Here is a 20,628-nt window from a genome sequence, read left to right as displayed (position 1 = left end):
GACTGCGGCGCTGTGGCTGTGCTCAAGAACGCGGTAGTGGCTGCCGGGCATAAAAAAAGCTGCGGGTGCCGTCGAACAGGCAGGAGGAAAGATTGAAAAAGATTAACGTTGCTCAGCTCGCCAGAGAAGCAAACAAGACGATCCGGGCCGCTCAGGATGCGCCTGTGGAGATCCAGCGCAAAGGGGAGACAGTTGCCTACCTGGTGCGTTTTTTGGTCCATCGCGATCACCCAATAAGATCGATAGCGATCACTGAATAATATCGATCGCGATCGCTCAATAATATCGATGGCGATCACTTTTGAGTTTTATATTATTGGGTGATCGGCATGAATATTATGCAGTCCCGACCGAAATGTTATTCATTTCAACTCCCGTTTCGCAGGTGTTTTTTTAACCGGCTATGCTCTCTGTTTGACCTCGAGCGGAGAGCCAGCCATGCCAACGGTGCATATCACCATGCGAAAACTCAAAGAGATCCTCAGACTCAAGTACCAAGGCGGCCTGAGTCACCGCCAGATCGCAAGCAGCCTGTCTGTGTCTCCGTCGACTGTGTCCAATTACTGCAAAAGGGCCCAACAGATGGGGCTATGCCAATGGCCTCTGCCTGCTGAGTGGGATGAAGAGCGGCTGCGCCGTGAGTTCCTTGAGACCCGGATCACGGTTCGTCAGACACCTCCTCTGCCGGATTGGGCCGTGGCCCATCAGGAGCTCAGACGCAAAGGGATGACGCTACAACTCCTGTGGGAGGAGTATGCTGAGCGACATCCCAAGAACCACTACAGCTATAACCATTACTGCATGCGTTATCGTGAGTGGCGTAAATGCCAGTCTCCCTCAATGCGTCAGAGCCATAAAGCCGGTGAAAAACTGTTTGTTGATTACTGCGGTCCAACCGTGCCCATCGTGGATCCGAGGACTGGGGAGGAGCGTCGGGCTCAGATCTTTGTCGCTGTGATGGGTGCATCCAGCTACACCTACGCCGATGCAACCTTGAGTCAGGGGCTGGAAGACTGGGTGATGAGCCATAAACGGGCCTTCGAATTTCTGGGGGAGTACCAGAGATGATCGTTCCGGATAATCTCAAAAGCGGAGTCAGTAGAGCGTGTCGCTACGAGCCAGATCTCAATCCTACCTATCAGCAGCTGGCTGCACACTATGGTGTTGCAGTGCTTCCTGCCCGTCCTTACAAGCCCAAAGATAAAGCCAAGGCTGAGGTGGGCGTGCAGATCGTTGAGCGCTGGATCCTGGCAAAACTGCGCCATGAGACCTTCTTCAGTCTGGCTCAGCTAAACCAGCGGATCGGGGCTCTGCTCACCGAGTTGAACAATCGCCCGTTCAAGAAGCTGCCGGGAAGCCGTAAATCACAGTTTGAATTGCTAGACAAACCGGTGCTCAAATCGCTGCCTCAAAACCCCTATCAGTTCACCCGGGTGAAGGCGGTTCGGGTTCATATCGACTATCACATCGAGCTCGACAAGCACTACTACTCGGTTCCCTATACCCTGCTCAAACGCAAGCTTGAAGCGCATATCTGCGACAACCTGGTACGGATCTATCATGGTGGTCGCTGTGTCGCGACACATCCACGCAGCTATCAGCAGGGAGGGCAAACCACCCACCCCGATCATATGCCGGTCGCACACCAAAAGCAGATGCAATGGACCCCGGGACGCTTTCTGAACTGGGCTCAGGAGATAGGCCCCTCCACGCTTGCGGTGATCAAACAGCTGCTCTACCGAAAGTCCCACCCGGAGCTTGGATATCGGGCCAGCCTTGGGATCCTCAACCTGGAAAAGCGATATGGACGCCCCCGCTTAGAAGCGGCCTGCCAGCGAGCAGACCGAACGGGCGTTTACTATCAGAAAGGGATCCGCTCCATCCTGGAAAAGGGGCTGGATGGCCAGCCACTGCCCGAAACTCAGCCGGATCGTCTGGCGGAGCTCACTCACCTCAATATCCGTGGCTCAGGCTACTATCACTAAGGATCAAAGATGACAGAACAACTCAAACAGCAACTTCGGGAGCTGAAACTAAGTGGTATCCGGGATGCCCTGGAAAGGCAACATCAGCAACCCGGGCACTACCAGGAACTCGGGTTCGAAGAGCGACTCAGCCTGCTGCTGGAGCAGGAGCTGACGGATCGGTCTCAGCGGCGGATCGAGCGCCTTATCAAGCAGGCCCGATTCCGGCTGCAGGCAAATCTGGAGCAACTGGATTATCGAAGTGATCGCGGCTTGCATAGAGCCCAGATCCGCTCACTGGCAGAGGGATACTGGCTTAGCCTGGGGCAGACTCTGATCCTGACCGGGGCGACCGGGTGCGGGAAAACCTATCTGGCCTGCGCCCTGGGCCATCACTTCTGTCTGCAGGGACTCGGGGTTCGCTACTTCCGGTTTAAAGAGCTGCTGGAGCAACTGCAGCTGGCTCAGGCTGATGGCAGCTATCGAAAGCTGATGGTTCAGTTGAGAAACACGCCGCTTCTGATCCTCGATGACTGGGGACTGGAGTCGCTGAATGCGCTTCAGCGTAGCGATCTACTGGAGTTAATCGATGCTCGCCATGGTCACGGAGCCACACTGATCGGCAGCCAGCTTCCGCTGGAGCACTGGCACACAATGATCGGTGAATCAACCCATGCGGATGCGATCCTGGATCGTCTGGTTCATGGAGCGATCCGTGTAGAATTATGCGGAGAATCGATGAGAAAAATCACCGCAGAGTTGACGGATGCCGATCACTCAGGGTAAAAAATAACCCAGTCTGTGAGACGGGATGTTGAGGTGATCGACATCATATTATTCGGTGATCGCCATCGCGATAATACGCACCTGGTGTCGGCCGAGTTCTTTGAGCTGGCCATGAGGCTGAAACAGGAGGCCGAGCATGGTCAGTGAACTGTTCCACCAAATTGACGCAATCCTGTTCTACGACTGGGATCCTATCGGTGTGTCCAAGGTCAACTACCCGGCCCTAAAGGACCGGGCTTGTAAAAGCCCATGTTGACCAGACTAAGCCTTAACTGGCTACGTTAGGAAAGAATCCATAGGCACCGTGGGATGACCTTCGCAAGTCCCACGCTCTGCGGGTAACAGCTAAACAGGTGTAAGAGGTTAAGCCAGTGCTGTTGCCATCAAACCTTTCCATAACATTGTCGATGCGATTTTTACCGGGGAAACCCGAGACTGCATTAGAGGTAACACGATGCAACGAGTTTTAGTTTTGAGTAGTAAGAAGCAACCGCTTATGCCTTGCCATCCGGCAAGGGCGCGGGAGCTACTCAAAGAAAAGAAAGCGGCTGTCTTTCGCCGGTTCCCGTTCACGATAATCCTGAAAGAGCGGGAAGGTGGGGAACTACAAAGGACCGAGTTGAAGTTAGACCCCGGGAGCAAGACAACGGGGATGGCTCTGACTGTTCACGGGGATAACGGCATCCGCCTTGTTTGGGCTGGCAACCTATCTCATCGCGGCCATGCGATTAGCGAAAGCTTGTCATCGAGAGCAGCCCAGCGCAGAGCGAGGCGCAACCGAAAGACTCGCTATCGCCCGGCGCGATTCGACAATAGAGCGAAGCCCAAAGGCTGGCTTGCTCCCAGCTTGATGAGCCGGGTTCACAACTGCGAGACATGGGCTTATCGGCTAATCCGACTCTGCCCGGTAACTGACATTGCCATTGAGACCGTTCGCTTTGATATGCAACTCATGGCTAACCCGAAGATTGCCGGTGTCGAGTATCAGCAAGGCAGCTTGCATGGCTATGAACTCCGTGAGTATTTGTTGCAGCGGGACGGGCACACTTGCCGATATTGCGGCGGCGCTTCCGGTGACCCTGTTCTGAACATCGACCATGTGCAACCCAGAGCTAAAGGCGGCAGCGATAGCGCTAAGAACCTAGTCACCTCATGCCGAACCTGCAATGAGGATAAAGGGGCCACACTGCTATCCGATTGGTTGAAAGCTGTCAGCAAGTCACGCTCCAAACTCAACAAGGCAAGGGCAACCAGAATACCAAAGGTCATAGCTGGCCGGAGCCCTTCAATGCGAGATGCGGCGGCAGTTAATGCTACCCGGTATCGGATTGGCGATGTGATGAAGGCGACCGGCCTACCCACTACTTTCTGGAGTGGCGGACGAACCAAGTTCAATCGGTCGCAGCAAGGTTATCAAAAAGACCACTGGTTGGATGCTGCTTGCGTGGGTGAGACTGGCCAGCAAGTGTTTATCCCTTCTAGTGCTGTGCCGCTGGCAATTAAAGCAACCGGTCACGGCTCCCGGCAAATGACGCTGCCTGATAAGTACGGTTTCCCAAGAACCAAAGCGAAAGGTTGCAGTCGGGTTAAAGGGTTCAGGACTGGGGATGTAGTTAAAGCTGTCGTGCCTGTTGGTAAGTATGCAGGCAAATACCTAGGCCGAATCTCCGTGAGAAAAACAGGTACGTTTAGCCTGCAAGATTCAGCAGGGAAAAGAGATGTGAGTCATAGGTATTGCACGAAGGTTCACTCGTGCGATGGGTATTCGTATGCCTGAGTCGTCGCCTCCTCCCCCGCCTAAAGACGGGGGTCCCCGGCCCTTGCCGGTGCAGAGTTAACTAAGAGGATATTTTTGATGGACAATGCCGAGTGCGCTAGGGACGAATACCGCTCTTATGTGCCGGATGTTATGCAGCTGGTGTCAGAGAACGCTGGGGCAGAACGGATCGCAAAGTACCTGGAGTGGGTTGCTGCTGAACAAATCGGCCTGCCAACAGCTGATGGGTTTGCCCTGGGCATTGCTGAAAAGCTCATTGCAGCCAGCCAGGGGAATAGATGCCGGGTAGGAAAACCCTAGAACCTGGGCTGGTGTTCAATCATCTTACTGTGGTGGCGAACGTCCCGGTTAAGTCTGGTCCGTCCTTGTCTGAGTTCCGGTGTCGGTGCGGATCGGTTAAGACCTTCAAGAATACTCAAGTTGTCACGGGGGAACGCTGGCACTGTGGCTGTGTAAAGCCTCTCAGGCACCAAAAGGGAGCGATAGGGGCGATCCCCAAGGGCACCCGGTTCAATCACCTGACTGTTTTGCATCGAGATGAGGGCAACCCATCAAGGCTGATCCACTACGTCTGCCTCTGCGACTGCGGGAGGACAGTCACCAGGGCAGCGCAGAGTCTCAGGGGCGGACACACAACCAGTTGCGGTTGCATGAGCAAACTGCGAGGGCCGAGGACGGCTGAACAATCAGCTCACAAGCGCCGGTCCTTTCAACCTGGTGAGCGGTACGGCCGGTTAACTGTTTTGGGGCCTGTGCCTGTTGAGCGTGGCAAGTCAAAATCCCGCTTCCGCTGTGACTGTGGGGCTGAGATTGTACGAGACAACTCCACGGTGAGGGCGGGCGCTACCCAAAGCTGCGGGTGCCTGGTGTCTGATTCTGCCAAGGCAAGAGAGCAAGCGAAGAGGATCCGTTGAAATTGACATCCTTCCCGCCCCAATACCGAACGAAAAACCGAACGAAAGTTGTTCGTTTTTTTGCCAATCAATCGCCTGAACTCCAATCCCAGCAAGGAGCCCGAGCGGGTTGTGTATATATTAGCCTTGTTCGAACCTCGCTCATTTTGGCGGTTTTTTAACGGGCGCTTCCCCCTGAATGACTGGTAAAATAGGCACCAAAGGAGCCAGTCATGCCACACGAAAAACTACCGCTCACTATCAAGTTCGACTTCCCGCCATCCGTTAACAAGCACCATAAGCCAACCGTTCAGAACGGAAAGCTGCGGATCCGAAAAGGGGATGAGGCCCGGAGGTTCCAGAAGCGTGCCGAGGTCTCTATCTGGGAAGCAGGGGCGTACAACGCTCGGATCTCCGACCTGGTGGATGTGGAGCTGGTGCTGTGTCCCGCGACCAAAAGGCGCTATGACAGCGATAACTTTAGCAAGGCGGTACTCGATGCCCTGGTACAGTGCGGTGCCATCAAAGACGACAGCCAGGTTCAGTCTATCCGTTCAATTAAGGGGCCTATCATAAAAGGCGGTCGGTCGTACCTGCGGATCACTCCCCATACAGAGGGGCTCCCGGCGTGGTTTGCTGATAAAAATACCCGACCACAGAGTCATGCTATGAGTCGGTATGGCCGGGCGCATCGAAGTAAAAATATATCTATATAGAATGATAGCAGAGCTAACAACTTGGTATTCTTCTTCAGACTTGTTACTGTCAAATCTAACAGTAACAAGTCTGAGTAGTAAAAGAGTGACGACATACACCGTTGTAGTTGAAATCCCACCGGATAAACTCATCGAAATTTTGCTTGAGCGTGGGAGTCTTGAAGAGGCCAAAAAGTATGCTGCTGAGTTCTATCCGACTGGTCGAATAATCAAAGCTGAAAAAGACGATTCCTATACACTAGTTTTGCCCGACGACAAGCCCCTATCAAATTAGTGAAGTAGTATAGCGCCTGAAGCATAGCGTGCTCACAGAGGCGTACTTAGGACCTTTCTCCATAGCTCTGCTGATGGGGAGTATCTAAACAGGCTAACACCATCTTTTACTAGCTTTTCAAAGTTCGTATCAACATTGAATAAGTCTCTTAAGGCTTGTAGAGTGCGCTCTGGTGGTATATCAACAATCTCTGAAACATCTTTGACTCTCATCCATTCACCTGCATTTTGCCTCAGAACGGCTTCAACCTTATCTCTGACCCTTGTAAGCTCTTCCGTTGGGAGCTCTTTTAACCTTCCTGGCATAAATACCTCCTACTCTCGATCCGAAAACTCAGCCTCGCAGATTGCTTCAAACAAACTGAGTAACGACTGAAGCACATCATCTGCCAGCAACTCATCCTGAGCTCCCATGTGTAACTTCATAATCTGTGTCTGTAACACCTTGAGCTCTTCACCCACAAAGTCAGGTAGGTCTGACATGCTGCTAAGTGGTGCAATATATGGGGCCACATGCTCAGCTTTCTCGATGAGAGGAACATCCGTTTCAGCGAGGAAAGTTAACGCCTGCCGGATCATCTCATAGGCTTGAGGATGTTTCTTGAACATGGTCTCTCCTATCCTTGGAAAAACAGTTCGCCACCTTGGCGCTATGGTGGAGGCTATGGAACCATAGAGGGTACAGACCCAAGGTGGCCCCATAAGTATGGATCAAATTTCCTCAACAAGCTCCATCACATGCTCAGCTAAAAACTGAGCTTCTAGTCCTGTATGCAAGGGCACTTCTCTATTTGCACTAACCCATCGAGGGAAGTTTTGGCCAGGAATAACCTGCTCGATAACCCCCTGAAACCCATACCGGTCTGAGTCAGTTATTTTCACTAAATAACAATACATTTGGTTCTCAGACGTTAGCCACGCCGAATGGGAAGTGGTGCTGCTGGCTCCTATAATATCCACCGGGTTCAACCCTGGCTTGTGAACATCCCAATCAAATTCAATCATCATGTCGTCCTTCCTTAATTACCTTGATTGCAATGCTACGACATAATTCATGGAGACTTCTATTGTCTTAACTGACAAGTGCTCTCTGCCTGACCTCCGCAACTAAATCTCCACTAACAATACCTGAATCAATCTGCCAAGAAATACGTCCATTAGATGAACGTTCAGCTATGGTCAGCAACGATGCTGCCAGGGTGATACTTACAGCTTCAATTCCTTCCTCTGCTTCCATCTCTTTCAGAGCTTGGATTAGCCTCTGTCTTGCGCTCATACTTACCTCTGTCAATTATCAGTCTCATCTGAGCACTTGCATAGAGTGAGCCAGGATGGATTAGAATCTGAAGGGTAGATACAACAGGCTGAGTGCTACTCAACTAACAAGTCATGAAGGTACTATATTCAAATTAGTGGCTATAGTTAGAGCGGTTTTTATGGGTAGGAATGGAAATGGTGAGGATAAATGGTGTCGTCGTTGTGCCATTATCGGTGCTATCGTAGGAACTTTGCTGATTATAGTTATAACAATCATGCTTCTATACGTTTTTTAATGACAGAATGCCGTAGGAGCAGCTACGCCCCTTATGTTGATGCCACACAAGTATGCGGCACTTACGACGTTAAATCATTCCAATATAGGGTAGCCTGTATGGCTATATAACACTCGATACTCATAAGTCTGAGCAGCTCATGGGGTTCTACACACCTCCCGTTCCCTACCGATACCGGCGACAGCATTGCATAGCCTGGTGATGATGGAATAGTACATTCTCCCGTTCTGGCTGCCTTGGCGCTGAGCATAAGCGACGAACTCCCGAATCGTATCAGTGAGCTCGCGCCGAATATGCTTCGACTCGTTGATAACTCTCTCTCGCGTTTGGGTTCGCATCTCTGCCTCCTGTGCTCTCTGGTGTAGAACATAATTATTCAAGCGCTATTCACCGACCGGCTAAAAATAAGGCGATCCTCTGTAAAATCTACAGGGGGATAACCCTGCTAAACCAAAACTTTTAAAGCTGGCGGCAGGGGGCGGCTCAATTTTGAGCTATCCGGTAGTGTTCCGGGCATGGTACGGGCTATCAATTCAATATGAAAGCGTAACAGAATCAAATGAGGGTGGACTGGCAAAGATGCTGGGTGACTGCTCCCCACCCTTCGCAAGCTCAGGATGAGGCTTTCCGCGAAAAGATTGGTAATCAGCACACCCAAAAAAATAAAGGTGTAAATTCTACACCTTTAATTTCTGACGAAAAATCAACTCAGGAGCTGATGTTCACCGCCTGCTGTGCGTACAGCTTGCCGCGCTCCTTGTGGTACAGGCTGATAACTCGGATCACCTTATCAATGGGGACGCCTGTTCTGTTGGTTATCGCTGGGGCCACTTCATCTATATCACGCCTGCGCTTTGCGGATCTGGACTTCACCGCTCGCCGGGTTGGCCTTTCAATCAATATCTGATCCCAGGAGTTGGAGGCGGCAGTTAAAGCGTCGAGCTGTTCACCCAAGGTAGGGGAGCAGTCATCCTCAAAAACATAGAGAGTCTCGGTCATTGGATAGATTCCTTTTTCATCTTCTTGGCGATTCGTGAAACTGTGGCTCGTGATACATCGGCCAGTTCGGTTATCTGGTTCCAGCTCTTTCCTGCTTCAAGTAGTGCCTCTACCTGGGCGTGTAGCTTTGGATCTGCTTTGCGTCCTGTCAGAACACCCCGGTCTTTTGCTCGCTTCAATCCTTCTGCCTGTCGTTGGCGTCTTTGTTCGTAGTCCTTTAGTGCGATGGCGGCCAGCATATCCAGCATCATTCCATTGATAGCGTCCAGCATGGCATCGGTGAACCCATCGCTCTCTGTCTGGGTCAGAGCTCGGTGAGAGGTAGGTAGGTCGAGGGCAACTACTCGGATCCGCTTTTCACCCATGCGCTGCTTGAGTAGCTCCCACTGTTCACGTTGTAAACGGGTAAGGCGATCCACTGACTCTATCAGGATAATGTCACCTGGGTGTGAGTCGGACAGTAGGCGGTTGAGCTCGGGGCGTTCTAACTTGGTGCCAGATTCATTCTCAACATAGAAGGATGCAATCTGCTGATTGTTCCCTTCTGCAAACTGGATCAGCCTTTCCCTTGCGCGTTCTGCGTCCTGCTCTTTGGTCGATGCTCTTAGATATGCGCGTACAAACATGGTGCTGCCTTCTCATGGTCTCAAAAACATTGGTATCACAATATGGTATCATATAGATGGTCTCATTACGATTGATTGGTATCAATAATGGGTGGTATCAAAAGGGATACTCACTGAGACTGGGTGTTTTGACGATGCAAGAAGGGGATCCGCCTTGCTCGATGGATTCAGAAAAATCGGTAGAGGGTTCTCTGGTACAATGCCGTCGCTCTTTGAGCATGGCTCTCTGGCCGGGGTCGATGGACGGTTAAACCCAAGGACGGGATTATTCCGGTAGTTCCAGGTCGGTATTTAAAATGGAGGTCGGTAGTTCCAGGCCGGTAGTTAATGTTCGAGGCAAAGTGCGCACCCTGAGAGAGTGCGCACCAAGCGCAAACCAAGCGCAAACCAAGTGCGGACCAAGTGCGGACCAAGTGCGGACCAGGCGCAAACCAGGCCCTAGCGCCTAATGAAAATTGTGTCATAGAGGAGTTGGTAACCATGGTGGATGGTGTGCCGATGGTGTTATCCCTCAAGGTGGCTGAGAAGTTCGGAAAGCCACATAAAGATGTGATGAAAAGCATCCGACAGATGGAATGTTCTGACGAATTTAGAGAGCGATATTTCTCGCCCTCCTCCTACAAAACCGCGCAAAACAAGGACGCACCTTGTTTCCTGATGACTAAAGATGGATTTGCGTTCCTTTGTATGGGGTTCACTGGAAAGAAGGCCGCGATGTGGAAGAAACGCTATATAGATGCGTTCAATGCAATGGAGTATGAGGCCCGAAACCAGGAGCCAAGCATTAAAAAGCTGGAACGCCTGGCATCCCAGATTAAGAAGAGTAAGGAGCTGGCATTTATGTGTGGCCGGGAGCTGGCTGATTACAAGCGGACCAAGAAAGACCAGGCGCAAACCAGCGCAAACCAGGCGCAAACCAAGCGCTCAGCCAGCCTCCCCCTCTGCTGTTGGATGGTTATATTTGGATACATTTTGCTAAGGAATACTAAGGTTTCCGGTAACATTTGGAAGCATATACAGGGGGTCAAAGGCGATATTTGGCGACATCCCCTTAAGGCTGAGCTCTGATCCTGCCCTGGGGGATAATCTGGGCAGCTAACCAACCAAAGAACAGTGCGCCGTTCTGGAATGTGAGCCAGCTTGTGTTCTTGAGCACTATAGTTTGTCACGGTCATCCCCGAAACACGCATGAGCACTATTTGAATGTGCTTAACCTGCGCTTACAGGGGAGCGGTATAGTTATCCAGAGCCCGTAACTTTTACAATCTTTTCTGGCTGCTCAATGCCTAAATGCGTTCCTGTAGGCTCCACTATTAGCCTAAAACAGGTTTGTCAGGGTCGGAGCCTGGATCGCGCTCCCATTCATCTCAGGGACTCACAGCGGCCGCTTCTCGGGTGGTTCTCAACCTGCTTGTTCCTCTTGGTCGCATTCTGTTGAGAGCTTGCTGGTGTTCGTTTGGTTTTCGTTGGTTCGACTTGTGCCGGTCTGGGGGGAGCCTGGCTGGGGGTTGTTGGAGCCCCTCCCAAAGGAGGCTCCTATAGTATTTATTAGTAAATACTAGTACGGAAAAATAGCAAAACGCTGAGAGCCGTGCCATAGCTGGGCTGAGAGCCTATTTTGGAGTCTAAGTTTGTCACGGTTATCCCGGTAGTTTGTCACGGTTATCCCGGTAGTTATTGTACCCATGCCCTTAAAAACTGACCTAGTTGATATGATGTCTGCAAAATACTCAGTTTTTGTTCAATTTATAACCTTACTGGAGTGCTAGGGGGGATTCGGGTGCTTCGGGGGATTCAAAATAACTAGACGCGCAGGAGTTATCCGGGATAACAATTGAAAAGGTATTGATATTGAAACACCCTGAAACCCCCGAAACCCCCGAAACCCCCGAAACCCCCGAAACCCCCTTTATAATCTTTTTTGTATAAAAAATACCCGAATGTTAAGTTTGAACGGCGGCAATCAAACCGCTGTCGAGCACGCTACAGTTCTGTCGAATCTCCACCCAGTAAGAGGCACCGTTTTTTCGAGACGGGGCCATGCGCAAGCAGCACCCTTGGACAAGACGCTCGTTCCGGTTCTGTAATGTGCGGGATATAGTCTTTGATGTTAACTGCTGCGCCGGTCGCCCACATATTGACTCAAGGGCATCCTTTAGCGACTCAATATCTCTTTGGTTAGTGGATATTTGTGCCTTTGGTCGAATGTTCCTGTCGCCAGTAATAGCGTTTTTTATATCTGCTGCTGTCACCCGGTTAACCCCGAAACACGCATGAACGCCCCTGATAAGGTTGAGCAGATCCTCTTGCTCCGGGTCTGAGCGCTGAGCATTGTTCATCACTTCCATAACGTCACCATAATCTTGGGGGCGCAATCGAGAGACCAGGGCTATGGGCTGCCTTACCATGTCATCCCACTGTTCAAATGATGCTGTGGATCCATCGGCTAATGGCTCTTGGCTTTGCTGTCTGTAACGAATAATGGTCAGAGCTGCCGCTACCATTTGCTGACGGTTTGCCAAGCAGTGCTGTAGCGGATCGAAGTTAAATCGCCTGGCATACGGCCTGTCTGTTTCTGGGTTTATTCGGCATGTATAGACACGCCTGGGCATATCACCGCCGAGGCTTACATTGTTTCCTGTGATGACGAACAGCATGTGATTTGCAGACTCCACCATAGAGCTTTGCCCCAGGATCCTGTCCTTTGAGCTGGCGCTTGTGAATGCTGCTGCAATAGCTGCTGAATCAAGAACACCAAGAACGTTATCCCAGAGACAGTAGCGGGAACCCTCAGACAGGAGTGCTGTAAGTCTCTTTCGTACCTCTCCCTCATCATTTCCTTTCGGTGGTGGGAGTGCTGCGGGGTCTGATCCGGTACAGAGCGCACCGACACACCGGGCGAGTAGAGTTTTACCTGAACCTTGGATGGGTGCGTCGAATGCGAAGCCAGGGCAGGTGGAGACCGCAAGCCGGATAGCTGCCGACAGTAGCGCGGCCATGAGAACAGAACGGTCAAGCGGAGTGCAAAATGCAAAGTCCTGAAACGGGCGCATGAGTATATCAACAGCATCTAGCATTTGCTGTTCAGATGGCCTGGAGGGGACGGGTGCTGTGTCGTCAGGATTGAATGCGCAAAAAATACCAGACAGGCTATCAAGCCCAGGGCGGTTTAGTAGGCGTCCGTCGTGCGTAAGTACAGGGGCGGTAACTACGGCCTTTATCTGCTGTAAACCCCGGTCACGCCCAAGCTCAAGCACCATAAGCGGGAGTTCTTTGGGGGCGTCACGGTTCACCTTGGTGAGCTCCCCATTCTTTAACTTCCTGTTTGACCAGTATTGTATGCGCTGGCCCAACCAAAACCTAAGAGAGCCTTGCGTAAATGGTCGCATCACGCCACCGGATACTTGAACCAGCTTATCCCCATGGTCAAAAATATCCGGCATCACACTCATTAGCTCGATTGTTCTTTGGGTTGCGTCCACTGTTTTACCTGACACCAGTTCAATTTCCGAAACCTGGCGCAGTAGCTTATAGCTCTTCCCGCCATGAGCCTGAGAGTAGAGAGTTGGCCTACCATCCATAAGATACAATTTCCCTACCCATCGGCCGCCGTCATACTCTGGCTCTGTTGGGTCTTTGGTTTTTGCGCCATGGTACAAGGCTGGCCTATCCATAATGCGGCCAACAGGAACAGACTCTTGAACGCCATCCCTGCGAGTAAGTTGAATCAACCAGGATCCCGTCAGTATCCCTGAATCTAGCGCCCTGGTTGCTAACTCCCTTGCCTCTTCGGTAGTTACTTCTCTGTCATCCAGTTTGGCATCATCAACTATCTTTGTGGTCTGTGACTCAAGCCAGATGTTGCGCTTAATAAGCTGCTGAGGGCGAGCTTCGGCTCTTTTTTGCTCCTCTTGCTCAAGAACCTGCGCATCAAGTTTAGATAGGTCATCGTGTGAGATGCTTTCCAGCACTGACTCAGTGAGAATGAAAGGGTTGTCACCAGGAATGACCACAGGCAAACCCCGGCTTTGCTGTAGCGGTGGCTTACACTCTGCGCCAGCTGCAAAATCAAGGCGGTTGGGTTGCCATACGCTCGTATCAACCAGGGAGCGTTTGAGAAGTGAGCCGCTACTACTGACTGCGAAGTACCCGTAACCAGTAGCCCATAGGCGCTTGTCTATTAGTTTGCCTATGTCGGCAATGCGAGCCCCGCTATCAACGAGAAGATATAACCGCTGTCCGCGAACACCGCTTATAGCCTTTTCTGTCTGGGTGTTGCTTATGTTAGAGCTGGAACTACACCACCAAAGCATCTCCACAGATTGAAGTTCTGGGATGGCATTCCGAATTGTAGATACCAACTCATCCCTGGACAGCGCCGGAGCTTCTGCCTGTGGATCATAGTCCAGCATGAGCACCGACTTGTCCCGGCTCCACCCAAAATGGCGCAGCTGCCTCAAGGTAACATCAGCTGGCGTCCCTGACCGGATCCATTCTTTTTCGCTCATCATGCGCCCTGATTCGCCTTTGTTACTCACCCCAAAGATGAGAGCCTGGTTCGTATCAAGGCCAGTAAGTAGTTCTGAAAACTCTGATAGATTATCGAACTCTTGGGTTGTGTAGCTCCCTGTGACCAGTTGACCGCCTGACTCTTTCACCATTTCGCCCGATGCGCTGATATGGAATGACTTTGTGAGCCTGGCTGGCTGCGTGCTTGTGACAACAGTTACTTTTGCTGGCCGGGGGGAGGCAATCGCACGAACTGTATTTTTGCTGTCTCCAGCTGTTGCGGGTTTTTTGTTCATCAAAAGAAGATCCTTATATGTCACCCACAGTAAAGCCCCAGCTATTGCCGGTACGGTGATATTTGAGCGTCAGATGTTGGCTGGTGGCCGGGGCAGGAGTGAGGGTCTAGGGTAGGTTTTAAACCTATCCTGTTACAGGGGTTGAGGTCCCCATAGCAATCGCCAGGCACTCAAGCTCCGCCTTAACATTTTGGTAAACCTCTTTATATGGGGTCTCCCGGGCCATTGAGGATGAGATGGCACTGATAGCTGCGTTCTCAACAACGACAAGCTGGGATAACTGCAAAGGGGTTAGGGCATCTCGCAGACCAGAGCCGATACCAACAGTTTTGTGGCACAGATCCGTTATTGCCTTGTAATATCGCGAAGCGGAGCGGCTACCCTGTTCATCTGCGTACTCGGTGAAAGCCTTAATACAGTCGGTCAACTGGTGGCGGAAGCCTATCTCGTGGTGTCGCTGTTGCTGCCAAGCCGTATCTACTGAGTTTCGCTTTGACTGTAGAATGAACTGCTCCATTTTTTCATGTGCCGCAACATACCTGCGTATTATCGCGATGGCGATCACCGAATAATATGATGTCGATCACCTCAACATCCCGTCTCACAGACTGGGTTATTTTTTACCCTGAGTGATCGGCATCCGTCAACTCTGCGGTGATTTTTCTCATCGATTCTCCGCATAATTCTACACGGATCGCTCCATGAACCAGACGATCCAGGATCGCATCCGCATGGGTTGATTCACCGATCATTGTGTGCCAGTGCTCCAGCGGAAGCTGGCTGCCGATCAGTGTGGCTCCGTGACCATGGCGAGCATCGATTAACTCCAGTAGATCGCTACGCTGAAGCGCATTCAGCGACTCCAGTCCCCAGTCATCGAGGATCAGAAGCGGCGTGTTTCTCAACTGAACCATCAGCTTTCGATAGCTGCCATCAGCCTGAGCCAGCTGCAGTTGCTCCAGCAGCTCTTTAAACCGGAAGTAGCGAACCCCGAGTCCCTGCAGACAGAAGTGATGGCCCAGGGCGCAGGCCAGATAGGTTTTCCCGCACCCGGTCGCCCCGGTCAGGATCAGAGTCTGCCCCAGGCTAAGCCAGTATCCCTCTGCCAGTGAGCGGATCTGGGCTCTATGCAAGCCGCGATCACTTCGATAATCCAGTTGCTCCAGATTTGCCTGCAGCCGGAATCGGGCCTGCTTGATAAGGCGCTCGATCCGCCGCTGAGACCGATCCGTCAGCTCCTGCTCCAGCAGCAGGCTGAGTCGCTCTTCGAACCCGAGTTCCTGGTAGTGCCCGGGTTGCTGATGTTGCCTTTCCAGGGCATCCCGGATACCACTTAGTTTCAGCTCCCGAAGTTGCTGTTTGAGTTGTTCTGTCATCTTTGATCCTTAGTGATAGTAGCCTGAGCCACGGATATTGAGGTGAGTGAGCTCCGCCAGACGATCCGGCTGAGTTTCGGGCAGTGGCTGGCCATCCAGCCCCTTTTCCAGGATGGAGCGGATCCCTTTCTGATAGTAAACGCCCGTTCGGTCTGCTCGCTGGCAGGCCGCTTCTAAGCGGGGGCGTCCATATCGCTTTTCCAGGTTGAGGATCCCAAGGCTGGCCCGATATCCAAGCTCCGGGTGGGACTTTCGGTAGAGCAGCTGTTTGATCACCGCAAGCGTGGAGGGGCCTATCTCCTGAGCCCAGTTCAGAAAGCGTCCCGGGGTCCATTGCATCTGCTTTTGGTGTGCGACCGGCATATGATCGGGGTGGGTGGTTTGCCCTCCCTGCTGATAGCTGCGTGGATGTGTCGCGACACAGCGACCACCATGATAGATCCGTACCAGGTTGTCGCAGATATGCGCTTCAAGCTTGCGTTTGAGCAGGGTATAGGGAACCGAGTAGTAGTGCTTGTCGAGCTCGATGTGATAGTCGATATGAACCCGAACCGCCTTCACCCGGGTGAACTGATAGGGGTTTTGAGGCAGCGATTTGAGCACCGGTTTGTCTAGCAATTCAAACTGTGATTTACGGCTTCCCGGCAGCTTCTTGAACGGGCGATTGTTCAACTCGGTGAGCAGAGCCCCGATCCGCTGGTTTAGCTGAGCCAGACTGAAGAAGGTCTCATGGCGCAGTTTTGCCAGGATCCAGCGCTCAACGATCTGCACGCCCACCTCAGCCTTGGCTTTATCTTTGGGCTTGTAAGGACGGGCAGGAAGCACTGCAACACCATAGTGTGCAGCCAGCTGCTGATAGGTAGGATTGAGATCTGGCTCGTAGCGACACGCTCTACTGACTCCGCTTTTGAGATTATCCGGAACGATCATCTCTGGTACTCCCCCCAGAAATTCGAAGGCCCGTTTATGGCTCATCACCCAGTCTTCCAGCCCCTGACTCAAGGTTGCATCGGCGTAGGTGTAGCTGGATGCACCCATCACAGCGACAAAGATCTGAGCCCGACGCTCCTCCCCAGTCCTCGGATCCACGATGGGCACGGTTGGACCGCAGTAATCAACAAACAGTTTTTCACCGGCTTTATGGCTCTGACGCATTGAGGGAGACTGGCATTTACGCCACTCACGATAACGCATGCAGTAATGGTTATAGCTGTAGTGGTTCTTGGGATGTCGCTCAGCATACTCCTCCCACAGGAGTTGTAGCGTCATCCCTTTGCGTCTGAGCTCCTGATGGGCCACGGCCCAATCCGGCAGAGGAGGTGTCTGACGAACCGTGATCCGGGTCTCAAGGAACTCACGGCGCAGCCGCTCTTCATCCCACTCAGCAGGCAGAGGCCATTGGCATAGCCCCATCTGTTGGGCCCTTTTGCAGTAATTGGACACAGTCGACGGAGACACAGACAGGCTGCTTGCGATCTGGCGGTGACTCAGGCCGCCTTGGTACTTGAGTCTGAGGATCTCTTTGAGTTTTCGCATGGTGATATGCACCGTTGGCATGGCTGGCTCTCCGCTCGAGGTCAAACAGAGAGCATAGCCGGTTAAAAAAACACCTGCGAAACGGGAGTTGAAATGAATAACATTTCGGTCGGGACTGCATAATATTCATGCCGATCACCCAATAATATAAAACTCAAAAGTGATCGCCATCGATATTATTGAGCGATCGCGATCGATATTATTCAGTGATCGCTATCGATCTTATTGGGTGATCGCGATGGACCAAAAAACGCAATACCTAAGCTGCCATTGCCGGGCCTGCTTGGTGGTAAAGCGCATCGACACCAAGGACACCATCGCTTTATCCATCACATAAACATCGTATTTCTGACCACGGTACTCCTTTGTAACTGTCCAACATGAGGCGGAAAAACCTAGAAGTTTAGGGTCACAAATTGTGACCCTTAATCCGACAGTTTTGTGGGGGTAGTCATCAATGACACTTTCGACAGCACGAGAAACTCGCCAATGCTTCACTTTCAGGTGGTCTGCAATGATTGCGCTATCAGTCACAACCTGCCCTTGCTTGACGTACACAATTCTGTCAATAATCGCTTTGTTTAGGCTTGGTCCTTTTGGATATAAAGTTGTATTCATAGTCTTGCTCCCTGAATTACAGGCACGGTAAAGCCCCAGCTATTGCCGGTACGGTGATATTTTAGTGTCAGATGTTGGCTGGTGGCCGGGGCAGAGAGGGTTTAAGGTGTGAGGCTTAGCAGCCCCACATGCCGATCCTAAGCGCGTCCCGTCCTTGCATATTGTCAGGGATCATCCGAAGGGCATACTTCCCGAACTTTGGCTTGCTTGGGATTGGCTCATGCACAAGAACGCAGCCGACCAGGGACAGATACCGGCCCATAGTTCGAATGAGGTTTGCTGCGTTTGTGCCAACGCTCTCAAGCCTCCCTGTACTTATGAAGCCACTGGTCATCAGCTCATCCATGGCCAGGCTTGTTCGTGTAGCTCTGCGAGAAAGGTGCGGTATTAGCTCCCTGTGTAGCTGTACTCGCTGCTCTGCTGTTGGGATGATTAAGCTATCGGATAGTTCAGACAGTGATTTGCTCATGGTTATCTCCTGTTTTATGCACGAATAATCCCCCCAGGGCTGGGCGGAGTGCATATTTAGTCAGTCGGTGATTAGTGGCGTGAGAGCCAGGGAAACTAAGGAACTGCGGCTAGGCGCAGTGATTCGATGCTAATAAGAATGGCAGATTTTCCCACCATAATTGGGACATGGCAAGTCTATCTCGGCTGATTGCTCAGTTGGCCGCCTTGGTGTCACCCTCTCCTGGGATGCTTAACTATTCACGGCAGGCAGGCGGAGGCAGCCCCCGCCCTGGTAGCATTAGGATCAGCGGCTGGCTGATTGGTCTGATTTGATTTTCTCGTGTGCCGTGTGAATTAAAAACTGATTAAAGCTGAGCACCGTTAATCCCTCGCTTTTATATAATTCAAACTTCCTAAGCAATTCAGATGGAACGCTGACAAGTTTCTTCACAGGCTTACTCTCATTCGAGTTACGCATAATAAAAATCCCAGTGGCAAACCGACCATTTATTATATCAAAAGCTGAACAGTTCTTTTACATGGGATATAATAAAGGCTCAACTTAGATATATAATTATATTAGGAGTTCGATGTGAAAAACCTAACGGCCAGAGGTGAAAAACTGCGAAGGGAGGCGTCCGGGTTCCTGCACTATGATCCGCTCATACCCCATGAGAGGCTTGGTCTTTCAAGGGTTTCTGGAGACTACAAGTCCGCCCTCAAAATGACGATAGACTTCCCTGGTAAAACAACCAAGGAGTTACAAGAAGAGACTAGGGTTACGAACGTCCCTCAAATAACGTTCACAGCAAAAAGAGACTTGGCAAAAGTTGGCCTTGTTTCAATTAAAGTCGGATTTGATGGTCCAAGTCATGTGTTTTGTTGCTACCTGGTCCCTATTGAATACGCCCCTGAGTTCGTAAAGAAAGTTTTAAACTTTGGCGGCAAGGTTCAAGTGAGAGTGTTTGGCACCCGGTTTAAGGATTACATGAGTGTTGAGGATATCTATCGCTCTATTATCTGCGACCAGGACGAAAACACCCAGGATGATGCGGATGAGGCCCGAGAGAAGGCGAACGCTATAATCGAAATTGCCACGGCCAAGTTCCGTAAGCGCCTGCTCCAAAAGGTCCCAGCGCTAAAGGATGCGCTGGAGGGTCGGCTCCCCCAGGTACAGACAGAGAAACACTAAGAGTCATCGCATTGATAGAGAGCCACCCTACTTCCTTCAGATAATCGTACTTGATACTATAGTTATATAGTATGAGGTACGAATAAGGAGGCCAGCATGATGGCTGAGAGAACACTGGATGATGTGGTTTTGTCCCGGATAGGAACAGGATCCACTGAGGCGCGAGTCTCATATTTGGCAGAGGCAACTCTGCAAGAGCCAAGGCTGGCAGGAAAAACCTTAAGGGCTGTTGCTAAGGCTATCCCCCGAGAGGTGGTTGCCCGTTCCATTGATATCAACGTAACCAACCTGAGTAAGCTCTACTCCCGGAAGCACCTAACAAGAGTTCAGAGCGAGGACATTAGCGACCTTACCGCGCTGTGGCAGGAAATGAACGAGGTGTTTATGGGCGATGGGGAGACCCTGCGCGAGTGGCTGGCAGATCCGCTCCCGGCTCTGAACGGGAGAGCCCCCAAGGAACTCATGCAAACTCTACCAGGCAGAAAGGCTCTTCGGGAGATCCTTGATTCCCTGCGCCAGGGAGACTTTGCGTGATCCTTTTCAGAGCACAACACAAGCGTTACCTTGATAGCTGGCAAGACTACGAGAAGGGGAACAGCTACAAGAACGGGGCGCGTTGGAACTTGCCCGGGACACCCGTCCTCTACATGAGCTCGAATGTTCAGAACGCCATGCTGGAGTTATCAAACTATGCTCCATCCCCCAAGGTAGCAAACCTGATGTTTTGCATGGGCGTCTTTGAGTCGCCATCCCTCCGGCTTTATGAGATCCGCCCGGAAGAGTTGCCCAAAGGCTGGGAGCAGTACCCGGCACTAAAGGCCACCCAGGAGTTCGGCAGTGAGATATTAGAGGGTAAGCAGTATGACGGCCTGATAGTGCCATCTTGCACCATGAATGACCGCCTGGTTCGCTCGCCCCACAATGAGGTTCGCCGCTCCACTTATGCCAATGTTGTTTTGAACCCAACCAAGAAGGCTGTTAAGGATATGACGCTGCTTGATAGCCATTCGCCCCTTTACTCAAAGCGTGCCTTTGCCCAGGTATAACCAAAAAGGATTGATTTG

The 20,628-nt window shown here is 51.6% G+C and carries 20 protein-coding genes and 1 pseudogene; 10 read left to right on the top strand and 11 right to left on the bottom strand.

Annotated features, from left to right (window positions below; all coding sequences use genetic code 11):
• Positions 1-92: 92 nt before the first annotated feature.
• The 6 genes and pseudogenes from DB847_RS24430 to DB847_RS13925 all read left to right on the top strand — a co-directional run bounded on the left by DB847_RS24430 (position 93) and on the right by DB847_RS13925 (position 6,136).
• The gene (locus DB847_RS24430; RefSeq protein WP_159084628.1) at positions 93-260 is read left to right on the top strand and encodes a hypothetical protein; all 168 of its coding nucleotides are present in this window, start codon (positions 93-95) and stop codon (positions 258-260) included.
• 178 nt (positions 261-438) lie between these two features.
• Positions 439-1,985, top strand: a pseudogene (istA, locus tag DB847_RS13945) (IS21 family transposase).
• A gap of 9 nt (positions 1,986-1,994) precedes the next feature.
• Positions 1,995-2,750 (top strand): IS21-like element helper ATPase IstB, encoded by a 756-nt coding sequence (gene istB, locus DB847_RS13940; protein WP_108649424.1) that lies wholly within the window; start codon positions 1,995-1,997, stop codon positions 2,748-2,750.
• Positions 2,751-3,204: 454 nt separating this feature from the next.
• On the top strand, positions 3,205-4,527 hold the full coding sequence (iscB, locus tag DB847_RS13935; protein ID WP_108651246.1) for an RNA-guided endonuclease IscB: 1,323 nt from the start codon (positions 3,205-3,207) through the stop codon (positions 4,525-4,527).
• A gap of 78 nt (positions 4,528-4,605) precedes the next feature.
• Positions 4,606-4,827, top strand: a complete 222-nt coding sequence (locus tag DB847_RS13930) for a hypothetical protein (protein ID WP_108651245.1) — start codon at positions 4,606-4,608, stop codon at positions 4,825-4,827.
• Between the two features lie 826 nt (positions 4,828-5,653).
• Positions 5,654-6,136 (top strand): RusA family crossover junction endodeoxyribonuclease, encoded by a 483-nt coding sequence (locus DB847_RS13925; protein ID WP_108651244.1) that lies wholly within the window; start codon positions 5,654-5,656, stop codon positions 6,134-6,136.
• 306 nt (positions 6,137-6,442) lie between these two features.
• Here DB847_RS13925 and DB847_RS13915 read toward each other — a convergent pair whose 3' ends face one another.
• From DB847_RS13915 to DB847_RS13885, 6 genes are all read right to left on the bottom strand, one after another.
• Positions 6,443-6,715: a hypothetical protein gene (locus tag DB847_RS13915; RefSeq protein ID WP_108651242.1), complete on the bottom strand. Its 273-nt coding sequence runs from the start codon at positions 6,713-6,715 to the stop codon at positions 6,443-6,445.
• 9 nt (positions 6,716-6,724) lie between these two features.
• Positions 6,725-7,018, bottom strand: a complete 294-nt coding sequence (locus DB847_RS13910) for a hypothetical protein (RefSeq protein WP_108651241.1) — start codon at positions 7,016-7,018, stop codon at positions 6,725-6,727.
• Positions 7,019-7,120: 102 nt separating this feature from the next.
• Positions 7,121-7,417 carry a hypothetical protein gene (locus tag DB847_RS13905; RefSeq protein ID WP_108651240.1) on the bottom strand — a complete coding sequence of 99 codons (297 nt, stop codon included), beginning with the start codon at positions 7,415-7,417 and terminating at the stop codon, positions 7,121-7,123.
• Between the two features lie 64 nt (positions 7,418-7,481).
• On the bottom strand, positions 7,482-7,685 hold the full coding sequence (locus DB847_RS13900) for a hypothetical protein (protein WP_108651239.1): 204 nt from the start codon (positions 7,683-7,685) through the stop codon (positions 7,482-7,484).
• Between the two features lie 985 nt (positions 7,686-8,670).
• A complete protein-coding gene (locus tag DB847_RS13890) occupies positions 8,671-8,961 on the bottom strand; it encodes a hypothetical protein (RefSeq protein ID WP_108651237.1) in 291 nt (96 codons plus the stop codon).
• Positions 8,958-9,587, bottom strand: coding sequence for a recombinase family protein (locus DB847_RS13885; protein WP_108651236.1), 630 nt, complete (start codon positions 9,585-9,587; stop codon positions 8,958-8,960). The genes DB847_RS13890 and DB847_RS13885 overlap by 4 nt, the downstream gene beginning before the upstream one ends.
• A gap of 480 nt (positions 9,588-10,067) precedes the next feature.
• Between DB847_RS13885 and DB847_RS13880 the strand changes: the two genes are divergently transcribed.
• A complete protein-coding gene (locus tag DB847_RS13880) occupies positions 10,068-10,655 on the top strand; it encodes a Rha family transcriptional regulator (RefSeq protein WP_108651235.1) in 588 nt (195 codons plus the stop codon).
• Positions 10,656-11,530: 875 nt separating this feature from the next.
• Here DB847_RS13880 and DB847_RS13875 read toward each other — a convergent pair.
• The 5 genes from DB847_RS13875 to DB847_RS13855 form a co-directional block, all read right to left on the bottom strand.
• Positions 11,531-14,392 carry a hypothetical protein gene (locus DB847_RS13875; RefSeq protein WP_108651234.1) on the bottom strand — a complete coding sequence of 954 codons (2,862 nt, stop codon included), beginning with the start codon at positions 14,390-14,392 and terminating at the stop codon, positions 11,531-11,533.
• A gap of 124 nt (positions 14,393-14,516) precedes the next feature.
• On the bottom strand, positions 14,517-14,909 hold the full coding sequence (locus tag DB847_RS13870) for a hypothetical protein (RefSeq protein WP_108651233.1): 393 nt from the start codon (positions 14,907-14,909) through the stop codon (positions 14,517-14,519).
• A 103-nt stretch (positions 14,910-15,012) separates the two neighbouring features.
• Entirely contained in the window at positions 15,013-15,768 is a 756-nt protein-coding gene (istB, locus tag DB847_RS13865; protein WP_108649424.1) for an IS21-like element helper ATPase IstB, read from the bottom strand.
• Positions 15,769-15,777: 9 nt separating this feature from the next.
• The gene (istA, locus tag DB847_RS13860) at positions 15,778-17,325 is read right to left on the bottom strand and encodes an IS21 family transposase (RefSeq protein ID WP_108649425.1); all 1,548 of its coding nucleotides are present in this window, start codon (positions 17,323-17,325) and stop codon (positions 15,778-15,780) included.
• A 201-nt stretch (positions 17,326-17,526) separates the two neighbouring features.
• Positions 17,527-17,922 (bottom strand): Rha family transcriptional regulator, encoded by a 396-nt coding sequence (locus DB847_RS13855; protein WP_108651232.1) that lies wholly within the window; start codon positions 17,920-17,922, stop codon positions 17,527-17,529.
• 1,042 nt (positions 17,923-18,964) lie between these two features.
• Here DB847_RS13855 and DB847_RS13845 point away from each other — a divergent pair.
• The 3 genes from DB847_RS13845 (at position 18,965) to DB847_RS13835 (ending at position 20,610) form a co-directional block, all read left to right on the top strand.
• Entirely contained in the window at positions 18,965-19,564 is a 600-nt protein-coding gene (locus DB847_RS13845; protein ID WP_108651230.1) for a hypothetical protein, read from the top strand.
• A gap of 96 nt (positions 19,565-19,660) precedes the next feature.
• Positions 19,661-20,098, top strand: a complete 438-nt coding sequence (locus tag DB847_RS13840; RefSeq protein ID WP_108651229.1) for an MbcA/ParS/Xre antitoxin family protein — start codon at positions 19,661-19,663, stop codon at positions 20,096-20,098.
• Complete coding sequence (locus DB847_RS13835) at positions 20,095-20,610, top strand: RES family NAD+ phosphorylase (protein WP_108651228.1); 516 nt, start codon at positions 20,095-20,097, stop codon at positions 20,608-20,610. Before DB847_RS13840 ends, DB847_RS13835 begins: the two co-directional genes overlap by 4 nt.
• Positions 20,611-20,628: the final 18 nt, after the last annotated feature.

Origin of the sequence: Dongshaea marina (assembly GCF_003072645.1) — a bacterium.
GTDB classification, from domain to species: Bacteria; Pseudomonadota; Gammaproteobacteria; order Enterobacterales; family Aeromonadaceae; genus Dongshaea; species Dongshaea marina.
This window is presented reverse-complemented; position numbering and strand designations above follow the sequence as displayed.